Source organism: Streptomyces sp. NBC_00310, from assembly GCF_036208085.1.
Taxonomy (GTDB): domain Bacteria; phylum Actinomycetota; class Actinomycetes; order Streptomycetales; family Streptomycetaceae; genus Streptomyces.
Map to the genome: position 1 here is coordinate 2,788,758 of NZ_CP130714.1, position 23,588 is coordinate 2,812,345.

The 23,588-nt window shown below is 71.8% G+C and carries 19 protein-coding genes and 1 pseudogene; 7 read left to right on the forward strand and 13 right to left on the reverse strand.

The annotated features are described in order from the left end of the window. Positions 1-169: 169 nt before the first annotated feature. Entirely contained in the window at positions 170-1,471 is a 1,302-nt protein-coding gene (locus OG202_RS12290; RefSeq protein ID WP_328222734.1) for an RNA-guided endonuclease InsQ/TnpB family protein, read from the reverse strand. 273 nt (positions 1,472-1,744) lie between these two features. Between OG202_RS12290 and OG202_RS12295 the strand changes: the two are divergent. Continuing rightward, a pseudogene (locus OG202_RS12295) lies at positions 1,745-2,115 on the forward strand (dihydrofolate reductase family protein); the annotation flags it as partial. A gap of 27 nt (positions 2,116-2,142) precedes the next feature. Here the strand turns inward: OG202_RS12295 and OG202_RS12300 are convergent. Further along, on the reverse strand, positions 2,143-3,309 hold the full coding sequence (locus OG202_RS12300; protein ID WP_328222735.1) for a hypothetical protein: 1,167 nt from the start codon (positions 3,307-3,309) through the stop codon (positions 2,143-2,145). Beyond that, positions 3,306-4,298, reverse strand: a complete 993-nt coding sequence (locus OG202_RS12305; protein ID WP_326583672.1) for a 5-dehydro-4-deoxyglucarate dehydratase — start codon at positions 4,296-4,298, stop codon at positions 3,306-3,308. The genes OG202_RS12300 and OG202_RS12305 overlap by 4 nt, the downstream gene beginning before the upstream one ends. 223 nt (positions 4,299-4,521) lie before the next feature. Here OG202_RS12305 and OG202_RS12310 point away from each other — a divergent pair, with 223 nt between their 5' ends. The 4 genes from OG202_RS12310 to OG202_RS12325 all read left to right on the forward strand — a co-directional run bounded on the left by OG202_RS12310 (position 4,522) and on the right by OG202_RS12325 (position 7,995). After that, a complete protein-coding gene (locus tag OG202_RS12310) occupies positions 4,522-5,331 on the forward strand; it encodes an NAD-dependent epimerase/dehydratase family protein (RefSeq protein WP_326583671.1) in 810 nt (269 codons plus the stop codon). Positions 5,332-5,620: 289 nt separating this feature from the next. Then, a complete protein-coding gene (locus OG202_RS12315; RefSeq protein ID WP_326583670.1) occupies positions 5,621-6,382 on the forward strand; it encodes a DeoR/GlpR family DNA-binding transcription regulator in 762 nt (253 codons plus the stop codon). 94 nt (positions 6,383-6,476) lie between these two features. Continuing rightward, complete coding sequence (locus tag OG202_RS12320) at positions 6,477-6,710, forward strand: hypothetical protein (RefSeq protein ID WP_326583669.1); 234 nt, start codon at positions 6,477-6,479, stop codon at positions 6,708-6,710. A gap of 73 nt (positions 6,711-6,783) precedes the next feature. After that, on the forward strand, positions 6,784-7,995 hold the full coding sequence (locus OG202_RS12325) for a TerD family protein (protein ID WP_327732286.1): 1,212 nt from the start codon (positions 6,784-6,786) through the stop codon (positions 7,993-7,995). A gap of 103 nt (positions 7,996-8,098) precedes the next feature. Here the strand turns inward: OG202_RS12325 and OG202_RS12330 are convergent, their stop codons facing one another. The 5 genes from OG202_RS12330 to OG202_RS12350 form a co-directional block, all read right to left on the reverse strand. Then, complete coding sequence (locus OG202_RS12330; protein ID WP_327730304.1) at positions 8,099-9,118, reverse strand: 1-aminocyclopropane-1-carboxylate deaminase; 1,020 nt, start codon at positions 9,116-9,118, stop codon at positions 8,099-8,101. A gap of 83 nt (positions 9,119-9,201) precedes the next feature. Then, a complete protein-coding gene (locus tag OG202_RS12335; RefSeq protein ID WP_328222736.1) occupies positions 9,202-9,927 on the reverse strand; it encodes a GntR family transcriptional regulator in 726 nt (241 codons plus the stop codon). Positions 9,928-10,015: 88 nt separating this feature from the next. Further along, positions 10,016-11,629, reverse strand: coding sequence for a TROVE domain-containing protein (locus tag OG202_RS12340; RefSeq protein ID WP_327730302.1), 1,614 nt, complete (start codon positions 11,627-11,629; stop codon positions 10,016-10,018). Between the two features lie 501 nt (positions 11,630-12,130). Next, entirely contained in the window at positions 12,131-13,621 is a 1,491-nt protein-coding gene (locus tag OG202_RS12345) for an alkaline phosphatase PhoX (protein WP_327730301.1), read from the reverse strand. A 530-nt stretch (positions 13,622-14,151) separates the two neighbouring features. Then, positions 14,152-15,633 (reverse strand): hypothetical protein, encoded by a 1,482-nt coding sequence (locus OG202_RS12350; RefSeq protein WP_326583664.1) that lies wholly within the window; start codon positions 15,631-15,633, stop codon positions 14,152-14,154. Positions 15,634-16,134: 501 nt separating this feature from the next. Here OG202_RS12350 and OG202_RS12355 point away from each other — a divergent pair. Then, positions 16,135-17,958 (forward strand): endonuclease/exonuclease/phosphatase family protein, encoded by a 1,824-nt coding sequence (locus tag OG202_RS12355; protein WP_327730299.1) that lies wholly within the window; start codon positions 16,135-16,137, stop codon positions 17,956-17,958. Between the two features lie 13 nt (positions 17,959-17,971). Here the strand turns inward: OG202_RS12355 and OG202_RS12360 are convergent, their stop codons facing one another. The 3 genes from OG202_RS12360 to OG202_RS12370 form a co-directional block, all read right to left on the reverse strand. After that, a complete protein-coding gene (locus OG202_RS12360) occupies positions 17,972-18,715 on the reverse strand; it encodes an SRPBCC family protein (protein WP_327730298.1) in 744 nt (247 codons plus the stop codon). Positions 18,716-18,809: 94 nt separating this feature from the next. Beyond that, positions 18,810-19,436 (reverse strand): ArsR/SmtB family transcription factor, encoded by a 627-nt coding sequence (locus OG202_RS12365; protein WP_327730297.1) that lies wholly within the window; start codon positions 19,434-19,436, stop codon positions 18,810-18,812. Positions 19,437-19,618: 182 nt separating this feature from the next. Further along, positions 19,619-20,323, reverse strand: a complete 705-nt coding sequence (locus tag OG202_RS12370) for an antibiotic biosynthesis monooxygenase (RefSeq protein WP_328222737.1) — start codon at positions 20,321-20,323, stop codon at positions 19,619-19,621. Positions 20,324-20,442: 119 nt separating this feature from the next. Here OG202_RS12370 and OG202_RS12375 point away from each other — a divergent pair, with 119 nt between their 5' ends. Further along, positions 20,443-21,531 (forward strand): YihY/virulence factor BrkB family protein, encoded by a 1,089-nt coding sequence (locus OG202_RS12375; protein ID WP_327730295.1) that lies wholly within the window; start codon positions 20,443-20,445, stop codon positions 21,529-21,531. 1,097 nt (positions 21,532-22,628) lie between these two features. Here the strand turns inward: OG202_RS12375 and OG202_RS46475 are convergent. Together OG202_RS46475 and OG202_RS12385 are read right to left on the reverse strand one after the other, a co-directional pair. Beyond that, positions 22,629-22,874, reverse strand: a complete 246-nt coding sequence (locus OG202_RS46475) for a DUF3618 domain-containing protein (RefSeq protein WP_405961520.1) — start codon at positions 22,872-22,874, stop codon at positions 22,629-22,631. Continuing rightward, positions 22,871-23,332: a phage holin family protein gene (locus OG202_RS12385; protein WP_405961519.1), complete on the reverse strand. Its 462-nt coding sequence runs from the start codon at positions 23,330-23,332 to the stop codon at positions 22,871-22,873. Before OG202_RS12385 ends, OG202_RS46475 begins: the two co-directional genes overlap by 4 nt. Between the last annotated feature and the right edge of the window lie 256 nt (positions 23,333-23,588).

Below are 23,588 nucleotides of genomic sequence, written 5' to 3' on the forward strand. Positions count from 1 at the left end.
ACATGGGCAAGGTGACCTGCGACCTCACGATCTCGGCCGACGGCTACGCGGCGGGGCTCGGCCAGACCGAGGAGCGCCCGTTTCGGCGACGACGGCGGCGACGGCTCGGGCGACCGGCTGCACGCCTGGATGTTCGAGACGCCCGACGAGAACCGGGCCGAGATCGAGCTTAAAAGAGGGGGATTCCAACCCGTTCGGGCTGAGGTTCACGGACGCTCGACCGCTGGTGGGGCGGTGTCGTCCCTCCGGCACCGGCTGTCCGCCGGGGGCGGGGGATCCCGCCCTGTCCTGCCGCGACGTTGATACTCGCGTTGGTGTCCGCGTTGCAGGCGAAGCCGCAGGAGGAACAGACGAACTCGGCTTGGCTCTTGCGCGAGTTCTTGTCGATCCATCCACAGGCACTGCACCGCAGAGACGTGTAGGGGGCGGGAACGTCTTCGACCCGGCCGGGCGCTTTGTGCCCGGTGCGCTGCCGAAGCAGGCCCCAGCCCTGGGCGAGGATCGACCGGTTCAGGCCGGACTTCTGCGCCACGTTCTGGCCGGGCCGCTCCACGGTTCCCTTCGCGGAGCGGGTCATCGTCTTGATGTTCAGCTTCTCGAACCGGACCAGGTCATAGCAGCGGGCGAGCATGGTGCTGGTCTTCTCGCACCAGTCCTTGCGCCGGTTCGCCTCCCGGGCCCTGAGCCTGGCGGCCTTCGCGTACTCGGCCGCCTTCTGAGGGCTGTCCTTCTTCGCCCGTGCCGCGCGCCGCTGGTGCTTGCGGACCTGGGCGCGTTCCTTGACGGTGAGCTGTGGGCAGTTCAGCTTCCGTCCGTCGCAGAGGGCGGCGGTGACGGTGACACCCCGGTCGATGCCGGTCACCTCACCCGTGCCCGGCCCCTCGACCGGGTCGGGGATGACGGCGAACGCGATGTGCCACTGCCCGTTGCGGAAGGTGCCCCGGAACGTCTTCGCGTCGGGCAGCTTCGCACCTTTGCCCCTGGCACTGAGGCGGAAGCGGACCCAGCCGCAGCCGGGCACCCTGACCTGCGCCCACCGCCCATTCAGCCTCTGCACGACCACCGACCGGCCCATGACCTGCCTGCCGGTCTTCGCGTTCAGCTTCGGCGACCCGTCCGCGTGGTACCCCGGTACGCGGTCGGTGCCGATGACCCTAAAGCCCTCGTGCACGTGCTTCCTGCGCCAGGTCGGCTCACCGAACCCGGACGTGAACCGGGCGTTCCTGGCCCTGGCGAAGTCCTGCAGGGCCTGCTGCTGCACGTCCGCGTTCCCCGAACCCAGCCACTCGTTCTCCCGCCGGGCCTCGGTGAGCTGACGGCACTGCTCCGCGAAACCGGGCGCGGACCTGCGCCACCGCCGCCAGTGCGCATGCTGCTCGACAGCGAGATTCCACACGTACCGGGCGTGCGCGCAGTGCGTGAGCATCCGCTCGGCCTGCGCGCGCGACGGATACATCCGGAAACGAGACATGCCACGAACCTAGACACCCCGTTCCCCTCCCGCGCACGACTTCGACCCACATCACCCGTGAGAGTGACCGGCACGCTCTTGCCTTCCAGGACCCCCCGCCCACCGGGCCCCCAACCCGCCGGCACCACGAACCGCTCCAGGCCGGCCTCACCACCGTCTCTCCCGACACGCCGAATCACCCTGACGGCGATCCGGCTCTCCCCTGCCCCGCTACGCCGGAACGGGCATTCACCCCAGCCCTGAAGGACCGGGCACCCTGCCCGGCAAGCAAGGTGGAACGGCTGGTGGGGCGACGATCCGCCGTTCCACGCGCCGGTGTTCGTGCTCACCCACCACGCGCGCGAGCCGCGGCCGATGGACGGCGGCACCACGTTCCACTTCGTCACCGACGGAATCGTGTCGGCACTGACCCAGACACGCGCGGCGGCCGGCGACGCGATGTCGCGGTCCAGGGCGGCGCGACCACCGTCAACCAGTACCTCGCCGCCGGCCTGATCGACGAGCTGCGGCTGCACATCGCGCCGCTCACGCTCGGCGCCGGCACCCGGCTGTTCGACGGTGTCCCGCCGCTGCGACTGGAGCAGGTGAGGTCGCGGTCGGCGAGCCAGGTCACGCACGTGACCTACCGCGTGCTGTCGTCCTGAGAGGCGCGGCGGGGGCGCACCCACGGCTCACTCCACCGCCGTCAACGCCTCCCGCACCGCCGCCAGGTCCTGGTCCGACGCCAGCCCCGCGTGATACAGCCGAAGTTCCGTCGCCCCCAGCTCCGACGCCCGCCCCGCGTCCTCGGCCAGCGTCACCGGACTGCCGCCCATCCCCGACACGATGCCGAAGTTGGCGGCCAGCACGGCCCCCTCCGCCCCGATCTCGGCGAACGCGGGCAGCAGCCCCGGTCCGCCCGCGCAGGGCACGACGACCCCGTCCGCCACGCCCAGGATGTGCGCGGGGTCGACCCCGGGGTTCGCCCCGCAGTGGTACGTCACCGGGTCCGCGTGCAGCAGTACCTGGAACCCCGCGGGCGCGGCGGCCCGTACGGCCCCGACCGCCTGCTCCTGGAGCGAGCGCGCGATCGTGTCGCGCCACACCCGGGTGGCCGTCGCCCGCTCCGCGCCGAGGAGCTTCTCGACGGCCGGCCAGCCCTCGTCGACGGCCTCGCCCCGCCACAGCGGCTCCAGCCCGTCACGGACGGCCGCCGCCAGCTCGTGGGGGTCCTGCCCGGCCCCGGCGTACCCGCCACGGCAGGTCTCGCAGAAGCAGAGCGACATCAGGTACTGCCCGGCGTCCCCGAGCCCGACCCCGCCCGTCTTGTCGTGGGCGTGCAGGTGGGAGATCCCGTACCAGCCCAGCGACTCCAGCTCCGTCCCCCGGGCGCCCGGCCGGACCGCCGCCTCCACGGCCAGGTCCACCAGGTACTCGCGGGTCGCCTCCTGCGCGACACACGGTGCCCACGGATACCGGTCCCCGTACGCGTTGACCACGGAGGTCGAGGGATGCTCGGCGCCGAGGCGGGAGTTGTGCGCGAGGACCACCCAGGTGTGCACGTCGAGACCGGCGTGCGCGAGCGCCGTCGCCGCCTCCCCGAACGCGTCCCCGGGCGCCCACTCGCCCGCCGCGTACGGCCGCAGCGTACGGCCCTCCCAGCGCACGCCCGGCGGATACAGCACGGCCGCGTGCTCGGCGGTGACGATCCGCTGCCGGGGGTGGCGGGGGGTGAGCGCGCGGGTGGAGTGGTACGCGGAGGCGAGCGTCACCTGCCGCACGCCCAGTCCCGCGATGCGCTCCGCGGCGGCCGGATCCCCGTTGACGTCCCACGGGTAGACGAACGTCGACGCCTTCACTTGCCCTCCAAGTACTCCTCGTGCCTCGCGGACTCCGCGTACGGCCCGGACTCCGCCAGCAGCGCGTACCCGCGCTCGATCAACTGGCCAAGCTGCTTGACGTGTTCCTCGGCCGGCTCGTGCAGCGGCGGCCGTACCTCTCCCACGTCCAGTCCCCGTAGCCGTACCCCGGCCTTGACCAGTGACACGGCATAGCCACGACCCTGGGCGCGGAGTTCGACGAAGGGGCGGTAGAACCCGTCGAGCAGCCGTTCCACGATCGCATCGTCCCCCGCGCCGAGCGCCCGGTGAAACGCGAGGGCGATCTCCGGTACGAAGCAGAAGACGGCCGACGAGTACAGGGGGACGCCGACGGCCCGGTAGGCGGGCTGGGTCAGCTCGGCCGTCGGCAGGCCGTTGAAGTACAGGAAGTCGTCCCGGACCGCCGGCTCACCGCGCACCGCGCTGACGATCCGCGTCATCAGGTCGAGGTCGCCGAGGCCGTCCTTGAGGCCGATGATGCCTTCCGTGCGGGCCAGTTCGACGACGGTCTCCGGCGTGAACACGGCGTTGTCGCGCTGGTAGACGACGGCGGGGAGGGAGGTCGCCGCGGCGAGTTCCCGGTAGTGCCGCAGCAGGCCTTCCTGGGCGGCCACGACGAGGTACGGCGGCATGGCGAGCAGGCCGTCGGCGCCCGCCTCCTCGGCGAGACGCGCGTAGCGCACGGCGAGGGCGGTGCCGTAGCCCGCGCCCGCCACGACGGGCACCCGGCCGGCCGTCTCCGCGACGGCGGCCCGGACGCACCTCTGGAACTCCTCGGGCGTGAGCGCGTGGAACTCGCCGGTGCCGCAGCAGGCGAAGACCGCGGCCGCCCCGGCCTCGACGCCTTGACGGACATGTGCGCGATAGGCGTCGAGATCGACCGCGCCGTCCGGGCCGTACGCCGTGACGGGGAAGAACAGCGGTCCGCTGGGGACCCTGAGCCGGGCGGCGAGAAGGGCTGACGTCACGGGCTCTCCCAAGTCCATGTCGCTGATCAGTGTTTACATTTCTGAACAACAGCACGCTAAGGCGCCTCCTTGCGACCGGTCAAGCCGGGCAACCCGCACCACACCAGCGATTTCTCGCCGCGGCGTCCCACTTGACGCACACGACCCACACTCCCTAGCGTGTCCATGAATGTGAATGTCGGACGCCCATGTGCACGGCTGGCGATGCAAGGAGATCCCACGGATGCCCGCTCCCCGCACCGTTCTGCTCACCGGCGCCGCCGGTGGACTCGGCACCCTGATGCGGGACCTGCTCCCGGCCCACGGCTACGAACTGCGCCTCCTGGACCTGATGCCCGTCGAGGGCGAGCCGGACGCGATCACCGCCGACCTGGCCGACAGGGAAGCCCTGCGCGAGGCCGTACGGGGCGTCGACGCGATCATCCACCTCGCGGGCATCTCGCTGGAAGCCTCCTTCGAGAAGATCCTCCGGGCGAACATCGAGGGAACGTACAACCTGTACGAGGCCGCCCGCGAGGAGGGCGTGCCCCGTATCGTCTTCGCCTCCTCCAACCACGCGGTGGGCTTCGCGCCCCGCCCGCAGGGCCAGGATCCGCTGATCCCGATCGACACCCCGCACCGCCCCGACACCTTCTACGGCCTGTCCAAGTCCTTCGGCGAGGACCTGGCCCAGTTCTACTGGGACAAGCACGGCCTGGAGACGGTCTCCGTGCGCATCGGCTCCTGCTTCCCCGAGCCCACCAGCGTCCGCATGCTCTCGCTCTGGATGAGCCCGGCCGACGGCGCCCGCCTCTTCCACGCGGCCCTGACCGCCGAGGACGTCGGCCACACCGTCGTCTACGGCTCCTCCGCCAACACCCGCCTGTGGTGGGACCTCTCCACCGCCCGCGCCCTCGGCTACGCACCCCAGGACGACTCCGAGCCGTACGCCGAGAAACTGATCGCCGAACAGGGCGAACTCGACCCCGAGAACGTGGCCCACGCCCACCTGGGCGGCCACTTCGTGAGCGACCCGCCCATCTGGCCGTACTGACACCACGGGTTCGTACGTCATACGGGAAACGAGGGCCGTACGACGTACGGAAGGAGCGGGCGGGCACCGAACGGGCCCGCCCGCTCCCGTATGCGGGCACACCCGCTGCCCGCTCCGCCCTCCGCCCCAGGTCCGCGACGGACCGCCGCGACGCGAAACGGTCAGGGACGGGCGGCATCGGTCGCGCAACAGGCCTGGTCGGCGCCGCGCACCCGCTGTAGAACTTCCCCCAGGGCCCCCACGGGGCCCGAACGGGCAGCACTACGGAGAGGGAGAGCAGGTGTCGGCCATGAGCTCGGAGGAAAGGCAACGCGAGATCGTCAGGGCCGCCCGCCGCACGGGCGCGGTCGACGTCGCCGAACTCGCCGTCGAACTGGGTGTCGCCAAGGAGACCGTACGACGTGACCTGCGCGCCTTGGAGGACCACGGACTGGTCCGCCGGACGCACGGCGGGGCGTACCCCGTGGAGAGCGCCGGGTTCGAGACGACACTCGCCTTCCGCGCCACGAGCCATGTGCCCGAGAAGCGCCGGATCGCCGCCGCCGCGGCCGAACTGCTGGGCGACGCCGAGACGGTCTTCGTCGACGAGGGCTTCACCCCCCAGCTCATCGCCGAGGCCCTGCCCCAGGACCGGCCGCTGACCGTGGTCACCGCCTCCCTCGCCACCGCGGGCGCCCTCGCCGAGGCCGGCAACACCACCGTGCTGCTGCTCGGCGGCCGGGTCCGCCCCGGCACCCTCGCGACCGTCGACCACTGGACGACGAGGATGCTCGCCGGGTTCGTCATCGACCTGGCGTACATCGGCGCCAACGGCATCACCCGCGACCACGGCCTCACCACCCCCGACCCGGCCGTCAGCGAGGTCAAGGCCCAGGCGATCCGCGCCTCCCGGCGCACGGTCTTCGCGGGCGTCCACACCAAGTTCGGCGCGGTCAGCTTCTGCCGGTTCGCCGACGTCGGCGACCTGGACGCGATCGTCACGAGCACCCTGCTCCCGGCCTCGGAGGCCCACCGCTACTCGCTCCTGGGCCCCCAGGTCACCCGAGTCTGACCACCGGGAGCCCGCGCCCCGACGTGCCTCCCGCCGGGGTGACGGCGCGAAATCCGATGGGCCCGGCCACCCCTGGGCCCGTACGATCCCCGCCATGCCCCGACCCCACGGCTTCGCCTACACCGCGCTCCCGGCCGGCACCGTACTGATCACCCACCACGGCCGGCCCGCGGGCACCCTGCGGGGGCCCCGCGCCGACGCGTTCCTCACCGAGGTGACCAGCGGCGACCCCCAGCTCGTCATGGCCCGCTGGACCGGCAACTACAAGCGCGGCAACGAGCGCACGGCCCGCGACCACCCCCGCAATCACCACCGCGACCGCCGCTGACCCGAACGGCCCCCCGAGCGGCTCGGTAAGGGAACGGTAAAGCGGCCCGGATCGTTCACCCGGCATGACCGCTATGACCCCCGGCTCGAACATCCCGCTGCCCGTCACCCGCGTCGCGGTGGACGTCGCCGCGCCCGTGCGGCTCGACGTATCGGGCCTGCTGCTCACCGCCGACGGCAAGGTGCGCTCGGACGACGACTTCATCTTCTACAACCAGCCGACCGGCCCGGGCGTGACGTACCGCTCCGGCGGCGGTGCGACGCCCGACTCGATCACGGTGGACACGACGGCCGTCCCCCCGGGCATCGAGAAGATCGTCGTCACGGCCAGCCCGGACGCGGCGGGCCAGTCCTTCCAGGGCGTCGAACCGACCGCCACGATCCGCGACGCGGCGAACGGCTCGGTGATCGCCACGTTCACCCCGCCGCAGCTGGGCACGGAGACGGCCCTGGTGATCGTGGAGGTCTATCTGCGCAACGGCGCGTGGAAGGCCCGCGCGGTCGGCCAGGGGTACGCGAACGGCCTCGCGGGCATCGCGACGGACTTCGGCGTCACCGTGGAGGAGCCCGCCCCGGCCCAGCCCGTCGCCCCGCCCGCGCCCACGGCGCAGCCCCCGGCCACCCCGCCGGCCCCGCCCGTGGACCCCCGCGTCGCGGCCGCGCCCCCGGCCCCCGCCGCCCCTCCGGCCGCGCCCGCCCCCGGCGCCGGGAAGATCAACCTGGACAAGGGCCGCGTCAGCCTCCAGAAGAACCAGACGGTCTCCCTCGTCAAGGGCGGCCGCCCGCTGCTCTCGCAGGTCAAGATGGGTCTCGGCTGGGAGCCGGCGTACCGGGGCAAGGACATCGACCTGGACGCGTCGGTCATCGCGTACGGCCCGCAGCGCAACCACATCGACAGCTGCTACTTCGGCAAGCTCTCGATCGTGAACGGCTCGATCAAGCACTCCGGCGACAACCTCACGGGTGAGGGCGGAGGCGACGACGAGGTCATCGTGGTCGACCTCGGACGGCTTCCGCAGGAGGTCACCGGACTGGTCTTCACCGTCAACTCCTTCTCCGGCCAGAAGTTCACCGAGGTCGCCAAGGCCTACTGCCGCCTCCTCGACGCCGCGACCGGCGAGGAGCTGGTCCGCTTCGACCTCACCAACGCCGAGGCCCAGACCGGCGTGATGATGGCCAAGCTGATCAAGCAGTTCTCCGGTGAGTGGGAGATGACCGCGATGGGCGACTTCGTGAAGTCCCGTACGGTCCGGGGGATGGTGAAGCCGGCGGCCCAGTCCCTGTGAGGTCACGTACGTACGCGGCACCGGGCGCTCCGCACGAGGGCGCCCGGCCGTGCGCCGCCCCCGGCGTCTCTTCCGGGTCAGCCCCGGAGCAGGGCCTTCGACGTCACTGAATCACTCCGCTGTACGCGTTCAGCGCGGGCTGCCCGCCCAGGTGGGCGTAGAGGACGGTGGACTCCGGGCCGATCTCGCCGCGCTCGATCAGGTCGATCATCCCGGCCATCGACTTGCCCTCGTACACGGGGTCGGTGACCATGCCCTCGGTGCGCGCGGCGAGCTGCATGGCCACGAGGGTGGCGTCGTCCGGCACGCCGTAGATCCCGGCGTGGTAGCGCTCGTCCAGTTCGATGTCCGCCACGGTCAACTCCCGCTTGAGGCCGATGAGTCGGCCGGTGTTGTCGGCGATGCGGGCGATCTGCTCACGGGTGGTGGTCGGCTTGGCCGAGGCGTCGATGCCGACCACCCGGCGCGGCCGTCCGCCCGCCTCCTCCAGCGCGGCGAAGCCGGCGACCATGCCGGCCTGGGTCGAGCCGGTCACCGAGCAGACGATCACCGTGTCGAAGAAGACGTCCAACTCCTTCTCCTGCTCGGCTACTTCGTACGCCCAGCCCGCGAAGCCGAGGCCGCCGAGGGGGTGGTCGGAGGCGCCGGCCGGGATGGCGTACGGCTTGCCGCCGCCGTCCTCGACCTCCCGGAGCGCCAGTTCCCAGCTCTCCTTGAAGCCGATGCCGAAGCCGGCCCGCACGAGCCGTACGTCGGCGCCGGCCAGCCGGCTGATCAGGATGTTGCCGACCTTGTCGTACACGGGGTCCGGCCAGTCGACCCAACTCTCCTGCACCAGCACGCACTTGAGCCCGGCGTGAGCGGCGACGGCGGCGACCTGGCGGGTGTGGTTGGACTGCACTCCGCCGATGGAGACGAGGGTGTCGCAGCCCTGGGCGAGCGCGTCTGCGACGAGATACTCCAGCTTGCGGGTCTTGTTGCCGCCGTAGGCGATGCCGGAGTTGCAGTCCTCACGCTTGGCCCAGACGGAGGCGCCGCCGAGGTGCGCGGTCAGCCGCTCCAGCGGGTGGACCGGCGAGGGCCCGAAGAGGAGCGGGTAGCGCTCGAAGGAAGAAAGGGACACGGGTCCTCCCGGGTGGAGTGGGGCGGGATGGAGCGGGGGCGGGGCAGAGCGAGCGGGGGCAGGGCGGGGCGGGGCGGGGCGAGTCAGTGGTCCGCTTCGAGCACGGGCGCGTCGACGGCCGGGTGGGCGAGCTCGTGAGCCGGCTCGTCGGTCGGCTCGTCGGTCGGCTCGTCGACGAGTGCGGCCAGGCCGCGCCAGATCTCCGCCGTGACGCGGACCGCCTCGTCCGTGTCACCGGCCCCGCAGGCCTCGATCAACTGGTCGTGCAGGCCGGCCGACCGGCAGTTGCCGCCCTCACCGAAGCGGCGTCGCTCCAGCCGGCGGATGAGCGGGGTGTAGCGGGCGATGGTGGCGGCGGCCGCGCGGTTGCCGCTCACCCGGACGAGGACGTCGTGGAGTTCGTCGTCGGCGACCAGGGCGGCGTCGACGTCGCCCGTGCGGACGGCCGCCGCGAACCGCTCGTTGGCCGAGCGCATCGTCTCGACGTCCGCCGCGAACAGCCGGGGTACGGCGGTCCGGGTGGCCAACTCGTGCATGGCACCGACCACCGCCGCCGCGTCCCGCACGTCGGCGGCCACGACGGCCGTGACCCGCGTGTAGCTCTGCGGCTTGCTCTCCAGGAGCCCCTCGTCCACCAGCCGGGAGAACGCCTCCCGCACCGGCGCCCGCGACAGCCCCAGCAACTCCGCGAACTCGGCGTCACGCACCACCGCGCCCGGCTCGATCTCCCCGGCCACGATGGCGTCCCGGATGGCTTGGTAGGCGCGATCCCTGAGCAGGGTGCGACTGACCGGTCGTATGGCCTCCATGGACTGAAATGTTAGATGTCAGCAAGGGCCGCGAACAAGGGTGTGGCCCGTACCCCCACTGGGATACGGGCCACACTCACCCCGCTCGTCAGCCGCGGCCGACACCGGACTGCCGCCCTCGGCCGACCCACGGCCAGTCGGCGTCCCGTGCCGCCTCAAGCAGGGGCACCATCCGGAAAGCCGCGTCCGAAAGGCCGCCGAAGGTGTGGCGGTTCGCCTTGCCGGAGGGGCCGTGGCCCGCCCGGTAGCCGGCGAGGTTCCAGGTGTAGACCGGCACGTGGGCCGGGATCTGCTGGGTCGGGTCGCCGTAGTGGCTGAAGGCGGCCTGCTCGTCGGTGACGATCAGCACCCGGTCGTGCTTGCGGTAGTGGCGGCGGACGGCCTCGGTGGTGTCGGTGCCGCCCAGGTCGCCGAACCGGCCGATGATCTTCAGCACGGACTCGCCCGCACCGAACTTCACCACCCGGCTCGTGCTCCCGAACTCGACGAGGTCCGCGTCCGCCGCCCGCAGCGCGAGCGCCGTGCCGAAGACCGCCGCCGCGTCGGCGTAGGTGAGCGAGGAGCGGTCGGTCAGCCGGGAGCAGAACATCGAGCCCGAGCGGTCGACCAGGACCAGGGTCCGGCCGGGCAGCGCGGGCACGTTGGCCAGCGAGTGGCCGAGCGCCTGCTCCAGCGGGTACGCCCAGCGCAGCGAGGGCGCGTGCCGGTACGCCGAGAGGTACCGGAACGGGAACTGCCGCGACCGCGCGACCTCCGCCGGGTCACTGATCCGCGCCGCCACCCGCGCCGCGACCTCGTCGGAGACGCCCGTCTCGTCGAAGTTCCGCAGGTTCCTCGTCAGGGCCATGACACCCATGGAGGGGATGACGGCCTCCCAGGCCGCCTTGTCCATCGGCCCCTGCAGCCAGCCCGCCAGCGCCTCCCAGGTGATGCCCGCGTCCGCGAGGCGCCGGGCGCCGCCCGCGCCGGTGACGACCCGGCGCCGCTTCGCGGGCCGCAGCTCCATCAGGTCGCGGTGGGCCGCGAGGACGGGCAGCGACCTGGGCACGACCGCCGTGTCCGGGTTGTGGCGCCGGTCGAGGGCGTACTGGAACAGGTCCCCCTGCCACGGCTTGTCCGGGTCGGGCGCCGCGTGCACCAGGTTCAGGATGTCGCCGAAGCGGTAGCCCTTGGACGCGGTGTCGTACTTCAGCAGCGACTTGGGGTTGTAGAGCCGTCGTACGGCGTCGGCGATGCCCCGCTTCACCGGCTTGGGGATGGTGCGGCCGTACCGCGAGGTCCAGTAGGCGAGCAGTTCGCCGGGCTCGTCCGGACGCCGCAGCACCGAGTCGACGACCTGGCGGTTGGTGGGCCCGTCGGTGACGCCGGCGTCGAGCCGTGCCTTCACGTACTCGGCGGCGCCCACGAGGGAGGCCGTACGGAGGTTGCCCTCGCCGCGCAGCCAGCCGAGCAGGCCGGCCGTCCACGCCGGGTCGGTGACGGCGAGCCGGCGCACGAGCGCGGCGAACCGGTCGTCCCGGTCCTCGCCGCTCTCGTAGGAGGTCTTCTGCGCGACGAAGTTGGCGATCGATAGCAGGAACAGCTCGGAGCGCTCGTCCCGCTCACGGCCGCGGCCGCCCTCGTACGTACGGAGCACTCGCCCCGTGGAGGTGACCCGCGAGGTGGGCTGCGCCTTGCCGGCCTTCGTGTTGAATCGCGCCATGGTGAATTCCCCCGAATTCTTCAGCACTTCGTGCGTGGAATTCCTGTTTCAGGTTTCAGGGGGAGGCACGGCAGAGGGAAGGTGCCCGAGGTCGAAGTCGGCGGCGGTTCTTATAACTGGCGCGTCTTCCATTCCGCCACACCGACCGTACGTCGATGACGGGATTTGAACCCGCACGAGGATTTCTCCCCACCAGTTCCCGAAGTATCCGCTGCCTGCGCACCGGGCACCCACCATCTGCCGCGCCTCCCGAGATCGAAGAGCGCACCGGGAGGTGCGTGAAGCTTTGGGTGTCCAGAGATCGAAGCCGGCGGAACCGACGTAGGTGCTCTAACCCCTGAGCTACACCGGCGTGTTGGTACCGGTGACGGGACTCGAACCCGCGGCCGCCCCATTATGAGTGGAAGTAGGTCCTGCCTTCGCACCTGGACAGGCATCACTCTAGGAGGCGCGCCGCGGGCCGGGCGAACGAATTAACTCACGGCCTGGTCGCGACTGTTGTCACCGCTTGTGCCGCTTCCACGGGCCGGTGATCGCGAGCAGGATTCCCGGGGTCTGGATGTTGGCGTACAGGGTCTTTCCGTCGGGTGAGAAGGTGACGCCGGCGAACTCGCTGTACTCCGGCTCCTCCTCGGTGCCGATGTTGAGGTCGTTGCGGGCGATCGGGTACGTACGGCCGGTGTCGGTCGCGCCGAAGAGGTGCGAGACGCCCTCGCCGTCCTCGGCGAGGACGATGCCTCCGTAGGGGGAGACGGTGATGTTGTCGGGGCCGTCGAGGGCGCCGTCGACGGACGGGTCCGGGTTGACGCCGAGCAGCACCTTCAGGGTGAGGGTGCGGCGCTTGGGGTCGTAGAACCAGACCTGGCCGTCGTGCGCGGCGCCGGGGCTCTCCGTGCGGGCGTACGAGGAGACGATGTACGCGCCGCCGTCGCCCCACCACATGCCCTCCAGCTTGCGGGCGCGGGTGATCTCGGTGTCGGCGAACTGCTTGCGCACGGCGACGGTCCCGGCGTCACGGTCGGGGACGTCGATCCAGTCGACCCCGAACACCGTGCCGATCTTCGTGGCGCGGGACAGGTCGTCGACGAACCGGCCGCCGGAGTCGTAGCAGCGGGGCGCCTGGAGGACGCCGGCGTCGTCGGCGAGGGTGCGGAACTTCCCCGACCCGTAGGCGAATCCCTTGGGCGGGGTCCAGCGGTAGAACAAGCCATTGGGGCCGGCGGCGTCCTCGGTGAGGTAGGCGTGGCCTCGCCTGGGGTCGATGACGACGGCCTCGTGGTCGTAGCGGCCGAAGAACTTCAACGGCTTCGGGGCGCGGTTGGCGCGGCGGTCGCAGGGGTCGACCTCGAAGACGTAGCCGTGGTCCTTGGTCATGCCGTTGACGCCGGCCCGGTCGGAGTTCTCCTCACAGGTGAGCCAGGTGCCCCAAGGGGTGCTGCCGCCCGCGCAGTTGGTGGATGTGCCCGCGATCCCGACCCACTCGGCGACGCGCCCGTCGGGCCGCACCTCCACCACCGTGCAGCCGCCGGCCGCCGCCGGGTCGTAGACGAGTCCCTCGGTGAGCGGCACCGGGAACTCCCAGTTGGCCCGGGGTCCCTTCAGCTCGTGGTTGTTGACGAGGAGGGTGGTGCCGCGAGGGCCGGAGAAGGCGGCGGTGCCGTCGTGCTTGCCCGGCGTGAACTCGCCCGACTCCAGCTTGGTCTTCCCGCTGTACGTGATGATCCGGTACGTGAACCCGGCGGGCAGCGCCAGGATGCCCTGGGGGTCGGGCACGAGGGGGCCGTATCCGACTCCACCGTGACGGTCCGCCCCGCGCTCGGTGCCGTTGTCGGTCGCGTTGTCGTCGTCGGTCGCGTTGCCGGTCCGGGTGTCCGTGTCCGTCGACGCGAGGGCGTTCGGCGCGGTGGCGAGGGCGCCTACGCTGCCGGCCAGCGCGACACCGGCTCCGGTGACCGCGGATCGTCTGGCGAAGTCCCTGCGGGTGAGCGACATGCTGTCTCCTGCGTGCGGTGGGCTGACCGTGGGGGGCGGACCCGAGTTGTCGCGCCACGGTTGCGCTCACGCTTGAACGCCGGTTGAACGAGGGGAGAAGGAAGCCCCCCGCCTTCGGTGAACCCACCAAGGGGCTGCGCGCCCCTTCGCCCCCCTTGAGCGCCTGATAGCGGGGGGTGCGGGTGCGTCGGGGAGTGCGGCTGCGGGTGCGTCGTGGTTGCTCGCGCAGTTCCCCGCGCCCCTAAAAGCCCAGGCCTCCGCGCCCCTAATAGCCCAGGCCTCCGCGCCCCTCAGCCCAAGCCCCTGCGCCCCTAAAAGCCCAGGCCTCCGCGCCCCTCAGCCCAAGCCCCTGCGCCCCTAAAAGCCCAGGCCTCCGCGCCCCTAAAAGCCCAAGCCCCTGCGGGCCTGAACGCCCAGACCCCTGCGGGCCTGAAAGCACGGGGCGCAGCCCCTGCCTTTCAGGGGCGCGGGGAACTGCGCGAGAAGCCCCACCGGGCCGCACCCGCCGAGGGACCCGCACCCCCGAGCTGTCAGGCGCCCCCAGGCCCCTTCTGAGACCGCGCCTTGAACGCCGCCTTGCGGGCCTCCTTCGCCACCCTCTTGTCGGGGTGGATCCTCCCCATCGCCTCAAGGACATCGGGCGTGGCCGGGTGGTCCACCCGCCACGCCGCCGCGAAGAACGAACCGTGCTGCGCGGCCAGCCCCTCCACCAGCGCCCGCAGCTCCGCGGAGTTCCCTTCGGCCGCCAGCTGCGCGGCCACCGTGTCGATGGTCAGCCAGAAGACCATGGCCTCGGACGGCGCGGGCACGTCGACGGCACCGCGCTCGGTCAGCCACACCCGGGCGAGCCCGCCCAGCTCGGGGTCGTCCAGAACCTCCCGGAGGGCCGGCTCGGCCACGGCCCCCACGAGGGACAGCGCCTGCTGACACCGCAGCCGCCGCAGCGGCGCGCCTGCATCGGAGCCACGCGCGGCCGCGAGCAACTCGCGGGCCGCGTCCAGCGACTCCCGGCGCGCGAGCCACTGCTCGGTCTCGGCCTGGGCCGCCGCCGGCGGGAACCCGGCGGTGCCGTCCAGCAGCACGTCCGCACCCTTGTCGACGAGGTCCCCGACCGCGGGCGCGGACACGCCCGCATCCTGGAACCGCGCCCGCATCCCGTACAGCCCGAGCGGGGTGAGCCGGACCATGCCGTAGCGCGTGACATCGGTGTCGTCGACGGAAGGCCCACTCGGCCCTTCGGCGCCCTCGGCGGCGACGGCCTCCTCCACGTCCGTCATCAGCGCCTCGTCCACGGGCTGGTACTCCACCAGCCCGACCGGCTCCAGCACCCGGAACTGGTCGTCGAGCCGCATCATCGCGTCCGAGACCTGTTCCAGTACGTCGTTGGTGGGCTCGCCCATGCCGTCCGGGACGATCATCGACGCGGCGAGGGCGGGCAGCGGCACCGGCCCGTCGGGGCCGTCCTCGCTGACGGTGAGGTGGTAGAGGTTGCCGAGCACACCGTCGAGGAACGCGGCCTCGGCCTCGGGGTCCCAGTCCAGCCCGGAGAAGTCGATCTCGCCGCCCGAGTCCATGGCGTCGACGAGGCCGTCGAGGTCGGGCACGCTCGCGTCGGCGAGGGCGGTCTCCAGGGCCGTGAGCCAGATGCCGAGCACATCCTGCGGGCCGCCGGAGACGAGGAGCGCGAGGTCCTCGCCCACGGCGACCGTCCCCTCCCCTTCGTCGGGGTTCACGATCTCGACGAGCCCGGTGTCCAGGGCCACCCGCCAGGCCTCGCTGGCCGACGCCGCCGCCTCGGCGCCGTCAAGGCCCTCGCCGGTGAGCCCGAGCGCCTCGGCGGCGGCGGGCAGTTGCTCGTCGACGAGTTCGCCCCCGGTGCCCACACGCGTGTCCGGCCCGGCCCAGCGGGCGAGGCGTACGGCGCGCGAGAGCAGCGGCGTGGCGAGCGCCTGCCGCGCCAGCTCCGCTTCGGGGAGAAGCCGCACCGGCGGCAATGGCGAGCTGTCTGACATCGGCGGAGTTCTCCTCGCAACGAGCGGTGGCGGCGGTGACGGTAACGGTGGTGGTGGTGGTGACGAGCGATACGGGTGGTGGCAGTAGTACGGGTGGTGGCTGTAGGCGGTGTCCGGCACGCGGTACGCCTATGGGTACGGGTACGGGTACGGGTACGCGTACAAGTACGAACGGAACACGGCCTCCGATCACGCCCGGCACCTGTACACGTACGCAGCCGCTCAGCCTAGACGGATTTCCACCCATGCCGCCCGGTTCATGTACCTGCCAGGAGTCGGACGTGGCTGAAACCTTGACAAGTGGCCTGACCAGGCTGGAGATTGACGCGCGTAGAAACTCACGGGTAGCTCTGGGGTGACTCCGGGGCCGTCCACCGACATGACCATCGGAGCTCATCGGTGCCCGTCGGAGTTCTACGCGCGTCGCACCGCCCCACCGGTCGCAGGCCACCCCCGTCCACTCTCGTCCCGGCGCTCACATACGTCCCCGGAGGGATCCCCTTGCCGAGCAAGAGAACCGCGCGCATCGGCGCGCTGACCGTCGCCGCCATCTGCTCCACGGTGTCCGCCGTGGTCCTGACCTCGCCCGCCGAGGCGGACTCGATACGCATCCACGACATCCAGGGCACCACCCGGACGTCCCCGCTCGCCGGCCAGCAGGTCACCGGCGTGGAGGGAATCGTCACGGGCGTACGCACCTACGGTTCGCGCGGCTTCTGGATCCAGGACCCCAAGGCGGACGCCGACCCGGCCACGAGCGAGGGCGTGTTCGTCTTCACCAGCTCCCGGCCGACGGTCTCGGTGGGCGACGCGGTGACGGTCTCGGGCACGGTCTCCGAGTTCGTGCCGGGCGGCACTTCGTCCGGAAACCAGTCCGTGACGCAGATCACCCGCCCGACGATCACGGTGGTCTCCACGGGCAACGCCGTCCCGGCCGCGACCGTCATCGACGCCAAGTCCGTGCCGAACAGGTACGCCCCGGTCGGCGACACCGCCGCCGGCGGTTCGGTCAACGGCCTCACGCTCGCCCCGGCCACGTACGCCCTGGACCGCTACGAGTCCCTGGAGGGCATGAACGTCCAGGTCGCCGACACCCGTGTGGTCGGAGCCACCGACCCGTTCACCGAGCTGTGGGTCACGGTGAAGCCCCGGGAGAACGCCAACCGGCGCGGCGGCACGGTGTACGGCTCCTACACCTCGCAGAACACCGGCCGGCTGCAGATCCAGTCGCTGGGCGCGGTCGCCGACTTCCCGAAGGCGAACGTCGGTGACGTCCTCAAGGGCATCTCGGCCGGCCCGCTGGACTACAACCAGTTCGGCGGCTACACGCTCGTCGCCAACCAGATCGGCACCCTGAAGCAGGGTGGCCTGGAGCGCGAGACGACCCGCAAGCAGAGGCGCGGCGAGCTCGCGGTGGCGACGTACAACGTCGAGAACCTGGACCCCTCGGACGCCACCTTCGCGGACCACGCGGCCGCGATCGTGCACAACCTCCAGTCGCCCGACATCGTGACCCTGGAGGAGATCCAGGACAACAACGGTGCCACCAACGACGGTACGGTCGCCGCCGACCAGACGATGAAGAAGCTGGTCGAGGCGATCACGGCGGCCGGCGGCCCGACGTACGAGTGGCGGTCCATCGACCCGGTGAACCTCGCGGACGGCGGCGAGCCCGGCGGCAACATCCGCCAGGTCTTCCTGTTCAACCCCGAGCGGGTCTCCTTCACCGACCGCGCGGGCGGCGACGCCTCGACCGCCGTCGGTGTGACGAAGGCGTACGGCAAGGCGCGGCTGACGGTCTCCCCCGGCCGTATCGACCCGGCGAACGCCGCCTGGACGAACAGCCGTAAGCCGCTCGTCGGCGAGTTCTCCTTCCGCGGCAAGTCCGTCTTCGTGATCGCGAACCACTTCGCCTCCAAGGGCGGCGACCAGTCGCTGCACTCGGAGTTCCAGCCGCCGAAGCGCGGCTCGGAGACCCAGCGCCACCTCCAGGCGACGGCCGTGAACTCCTTCGTCAAGGAGATCCTGGCGAAGGAGAAGAACGCGGACGTGATCGCCCTCGGCGACATCAACGACTTCGAGTTCTCCGACACCGCCGAGCTCCTGGAGAACGACGGCGCCCTGTGGTCGGCGTTCAAGTCGCTGCCGAAGAGCGAGCGTTACTCGTACGTCTTCCAGGGCAACACCCAGGTCCTCGACCAGATCCTGATCAGCCCCTCGATCCGGCGTTCCTGCGAGTTCACGTACGACAGCGTGCACATCAACTCGGAGTTCAACGACCAGATCAGCGACCACGACCCGCAGGTGCTGCGGTTCGAGCCGTAACCGGCGGTGGTGCTCAGGGCTGGCTGAACACGCCGTTCAGCCAGCCCTTCCACGTGGCCTCGTCGGCCTCGGCGTCGGCGCCCGGGGCGAAGTCGTGGACGCTCATGCCGACGCGGTGGCCCCAGTGGTTGCGGCCGAAGAAGCGGATGAGGGCGTCGTCGGTGCGCAGGCCGATGAAGTACGGGTCGCGGTAGTCGATTACGGCGTCGAGGAGCTGCCCGTCGGGGCCCTTGGCCTGGACCCGGGCCCCTTCGGGGGTGTCGTCCGCGAGGCCGAGCGCCCGTCCGACGGTGGTGAGCGCGTCGGGGGTCCCGGACGTCTCAGGTCCGTCGAAGGTGGCGAACGCGGTGACCGGACGGCCCGCGAAGCGCGTCAGGTACTGGCGCAGGGTGTGCAGATAGAACGCCGTGTGCTTGGCGGCGCCGTCGTACTGGTTGTCCCAGTCGTCGACGAAGATGCCGCTGTGGACGTACCGCACCCAGGCCCGTCGGCCTTCGTCGCGGGGTTCGATCGTGTAGTCCAGCTGGTTGAGGGTCTGTTCGGAGATGCCCTCGACGTCCTCGACGCGGTTGGTGTAGCGGTGCGGTGGATCCCACGCGATCACCGCGGAGCCGAACGGCCCCTTGCCTCCGACGCGCGGCTCGGGCGCCTCCATCGGCCACAGCCAGCCGCCGGTCCCTGCGGTGACCGCCTCCCACACCTCCTCGGGGGTGGCGTCGACCTCGAACTCCCGGGCGATCTCGAATTCCTTGGACATGGTGTGCTCCTCAACGGGTCTTACTGGTCGGACAGTTCAGGGTGTTCGGGGGAGGTCGGGGGAGGTCGGGGGAGGTCGGGGGAGGTCGGGGGTTCTACCGATCGGGCAGTTCGGGCCGGTCGGGCCCTTCGGCGGTCTGCGGCTTGACCGTGGGGTGTACGGCGACGACGATCCGGTGGCCTCGGCCGCTCTCGGCGTCGGGGGCGTCGTACTTGCGGATGAGCGCGCTCATCCCGGCCGTCAGCTCCTGGACGAACGCGGCCCGGTCGGCGGCCGTGGCGAAGGTGACCTCGCCGTCGAGCGCGTAGGTCGCGAGCCGCTTGCGGGCCTTGGCCGCGCCCGTGATCAAGGACCCGACGTCCCGGACCAGCCGGGCGCCGAGCGCGAGCAGCCAGCGTGCGGAGAGCTGGTCCTTGAAGCGGTCCGGGTCGGGCTGGACGGCGGCGAGCGCGAGCGGTGAGATCACGTACGACGCGGCGGTCGCCCGCATCAGCCGCTCGGTGACATTGCCCTTGCGGCGCTCTCCCGCCAGCTCGACCAGACCGTGCTTCTCCAGCGCCTTGAGGTGGTAGTTCACCTTCTGGCGCGGCAGCCCGACCTTTCCGGCCAGCATGGCAGCCGACGCGGGCCCGGCGGCCAGCTCGGCGAGCAGCCGGACCCGTATGGGGTCCAGCGAGACCGCCGCTGCCTCGGGGTCCTCGATCACGGTGACGTCCAACATGGCTCCACCGTCTCACCGAAAACTTTTTTTGTCCAGACGATTGAAGTGTTCGGTGGGTCGGGGAGGCCGGAGAGGTCGGTGGATGGGCGGGAGAGGCCTGCGGGCCGGGGGCCCGGCTCGTTGGGGCCGAGGCCCGGCTCGTCGGGGCGGGGGCGTCCGGCCGGTGGAGAGTGTGGCTCGGGTCAGTCGGGGACGAGGCCGAGGGCGTACTCGTAGCGCTGGACCGTGCTGCCCTTGAGGCCCGGCCAGGTCTGGACGCGCCGCCAGAGCGGCGAGGACGAGCCGACGCCGTCGCCGGGTGCGGCGAGGGCGTCGATGTGGTGCCGGGCGGTCTCCCACTCGGCGTAGTTGAGGACGCGGGTGCCGTCGGTGCCGAGGTGGAAGTGGGCGGAGATACCGCCGGGGTGCGGGTTCGGCTCGGCGACCAGGGCCTCCTCGACAGCGTCCACCCAGGCGCGTTGCCGTGCCGGGTCCGGCCCGTCGAACTCGACGTCGACGATCACGACGCACCCCGGCACCCGTGCGGCGCGGTCGTCCCCGGTGAGGCTGCGGTACCGCCGATAACGCCCGAGCCCCACCCGCTCGATCCCCGGCACGGCCGTGTCGATGGCGTCGTTGCGCTCCTGTCGGCGCGTCTTCAGGAAGGCCTCGTACGCCTGCTCGTCGACCCACTGGGAGTAGTGCAGCAGGCCGGAACCGTCCTCCGCCGTGTAGACGAAGTACCCCAACAACCCTTCCGTGGGCCACGGCCGCCGCTCCCAGGTGTCGGCGACGGCCTCGACGGTCTGCCGCTGCCGCAGGGGCGTGCCCACCTGCCAGGTGCTGAAGAAGGGCGCCCCGACGTCGGGGCGGTCGACGACGGGATGGAGGTCCGTACGACGGGTCATGCCGCTCTCCCATGATCATGATCGTGCTCGAGGACTGCGGACCGACCACTTTTCAACCTCAACCAAGATTCAGGTCAAGTCCGCGATTCGGGGCCCGGTTTCGGGAGACCCGCCCGGTCATGGACGAGAAGCGGCCCGAGGCCGAGCGGGTGGGGAAGGATCCGGAAACCGAGACGGGGACCGGGGCGGAGACAGAGGCACAGACCGAGGGGCGGACCGGGGCGGACGGTCCCACCGGACTGCCGAGGCGTTCGTGGTGGGCGGTGGTGCGGCGCACGGTCAAGGAGTTCCAGGACGACGAACTGTCCGACCGGGCGGCGGCGTTGACGTACTACGGCGTGCTCTCGCTGTTCCCCGCGCTGCTGGTGCTGGTGTCGATGCTCGGGGTCGTCGGACAACGCGCGACCGACAAGATCCTGGACAACATCGGCGACCTGGCGCCCGGCCCCGCGCGGGACATCCTGCGGGACGCGGTCGTCCAACTGGGCGACAGCGGCGGTACGGGCGGGGTGCTGGCGATCGTCGGCCTGCTGGCGGCGGTGTGGTCGGCGTCGGGGTACGTGGCCGCGTTCATCCGTACGTCCAACGCGGTGTACGACCTGCCGGAGGGGCGTCCGGTGTGGAAGGTGACGCCGCTGCGGATCGGACTGACGCTGGTGCTGATGCTGATGCTGGCGGCGAGCGCGTCGATCGTGGTGTTCACGGGTCCGCTGGCCGAGCGGGCGGGCACGACGATCGGGCTCGGCGACGCGGCGATCGCGATCTGGGGCATCGCCAAGTGGCCGGTCCTGCTGGTGCTGGTGACCCTGATGATCGCGCTGCTGTACTGGGCCGCGCCCAACGTCCGCGGCCGGGGCTTCCGTTGGGTCAGCCCCGGCGGTGTCCTCGCCACGCTCATCTGGCTCGCCGCGTCCGCCGGCTTCGCCGTCTACGCCGCCACCTTCGGCTCCTACAACAAGACCTACGGCACGCTCGCCGGCGCGGTCGTCTTCCTCGTCTGGCTCTGGCTCACCAACCTCGCGATCCTCCTCGGCCTCGAATTCGACGCGGAACTCTCGCGCGAACGCGCCATCACCGAGGGCCGCTCCGCCACCGACGAGCCCTACGTCGAGCCCCGCGACACCCGCAAGTGGCCACCCCGTCTGCGGGCCCTGCGAGAGGCCCGCACCCGAGCCGCGGGCGGACCGGACGCGATGAGCAAGGGATGAGGGCGAGGCCGCGCGGGGATGAGAACGAGGCCACGCGGAATCGAGCGAGGCCGCGACCGGATCGCGAGCCGTGCCGGACCGAGCGGGCCGCACCGGATCGTGAGCCGCGCCTCGGCAAGGGAGGGCCTCGCCCCCACCACCACCCCGCTGACAAGCGGCCACGACCAACCGCCCTCAGCATGGACGAGCCGCGCCCCCATACGGCCGTACAGCCCGAGCCGCCCGTCGGCCCAGTCGGCGACCCGCTCCCCCCTTGCCCGGCGCGGCGCCCCGCAGCCCGCAGCCCGCAGCCAACCACTGCGGGTGCCAACCACTGTCGGCCCCTACACCCCGAAACGGCCGCCATCGACACCTGCGGCGCACGCCTCCACCACCGGTCCACCACCGGCCCGACCGGCCGGGCCGGCCGCCGACGGCCGACGGCCGGGCACGTCACAGCCGATCGCCTTCCAGCGCATGCAGAACTGGCGCTTCCACCACCAATCCGGGGAAGGGCCTGCAGCAGCCGGACCAGTCGGCGCCTGCGCCCCGGATCCGGCACCATCGACGCCTCCGGGACCCACTCCTCCACCACCGGCCGGGCTGGCCGGGCCCACGGCCAGCCGGCCACCCGGCCACGACGGCGGGCACGTCACAGTCACTCGCCGTCAGCCCCGGCGCCGCCGGATGCGGTCGCCGTCAACGCAGGCGGAAGGGACGCCTCCGCCACCGTTCCGGTGGGGGGCGTGCCCACGGTTCATCGTTCATCAGCCGGTCGGCGGGTGCGCCCGGCAGCCGACCGTAGCCGGGGCGCCCCACAGACAAGGCCGACCGCCACCGGCGTGGGCGGACCGCGGTCGGACGTCGGCCGCGTGTGCGCCCCACGCAACCGGCCGCATCGTCCGACCGCGGGCGGCCGCCGTCAGGGCATGCGAAACGGCCGGTGGAGCCGGCCCTCAGCGAGCTGGCTCTCAGCAAGGCCTTCGAGCGCCGAGCCCCTTCCTCGGCTCTTCGAGCAGGGCTGGCCCTGCGCCACGCCTTGTGAGCCGGGCTTGCCACCTGGGCGAGTCGGGTGGGCGGGTGGGCAATCCGGGTGGCAAGGAACGGGGCCGCGCAGACTAGTGGTAGTGGCGCCAGACCAGTACCCCCGCCGTGGCCACGGCGACACCCGCGCCGCCCACGACGACCGCCTCCCGGGGCACCCGCTCCCACGCCGAGTGCACCCTCGCCTTCACATCGGCCTTGGCGGCCAGTTCCTCCACCGTGTCGCCGAGCTGCGCCCGGGTCACCTCGATCTGCCGTCGGAGTTCGTCTGGCCCCTTGGCGCCCACCGAGCCGTCGGCCCTTCCGGATGCGTTCGTCATCGCCGAGCCCTCCCCTTGATCTCGTCCATGTCCGCCTTGACGCTGTCGAGCGCCAGCTCAGGCCTCGGAGGGGTGGCCCGCCGGAGTTGCGCGCGCCCGACCGCGGCCAGCACGGCGGCGATCACGAACAGCACGCCCATGACGATCAGCGCGGCGGCCCACACGTCCAGCACGAGCGACAGCGCCCCGACCCCGGCGGCGGCGAGGGTCATGAACCCCACATAGGCGACGGCGCCGGCCGCGCCGAGGAGCCCGCCGCCGCGTCCCGCGCGCCGCCCCTTCTCGGCCAGCTCCTCCTTGGCGAGAGTGATCTCCTGTCGTACGAGCTGGGAGAGCTGTTCGGTGGCCTGCCCGACCAGCTCGCCCACGGAGTGATGGTCTTGTTCGTCCGGCCCCGGACGCGCGGATCGCGCGGAGCGCACGAATCGCGTGGGCCTGGTCTCGGTGGTCCCGGTCACGGTGTCGCCTCCTCACACATCGGGACGCCACGAGTACCCGGCCCGGCCCGCGCTACCCCTGCGGTGGCATCCGGGTCCCCCGCTCGCCGAGCCCGGTCGGCCGACTCGGGAACCAGTCCGGCCGAGTCTGCGGCAGCGCCGCCTCCGCGACAGGCTCGGGAGGCCCGGGATCACCGGGCGACCCGGCGGGCCGCACCCCTCATCCTCGTAGCAAAGCTCCCTCATATCTCGTAGAAGAATTAAGTGGAGCTTCACA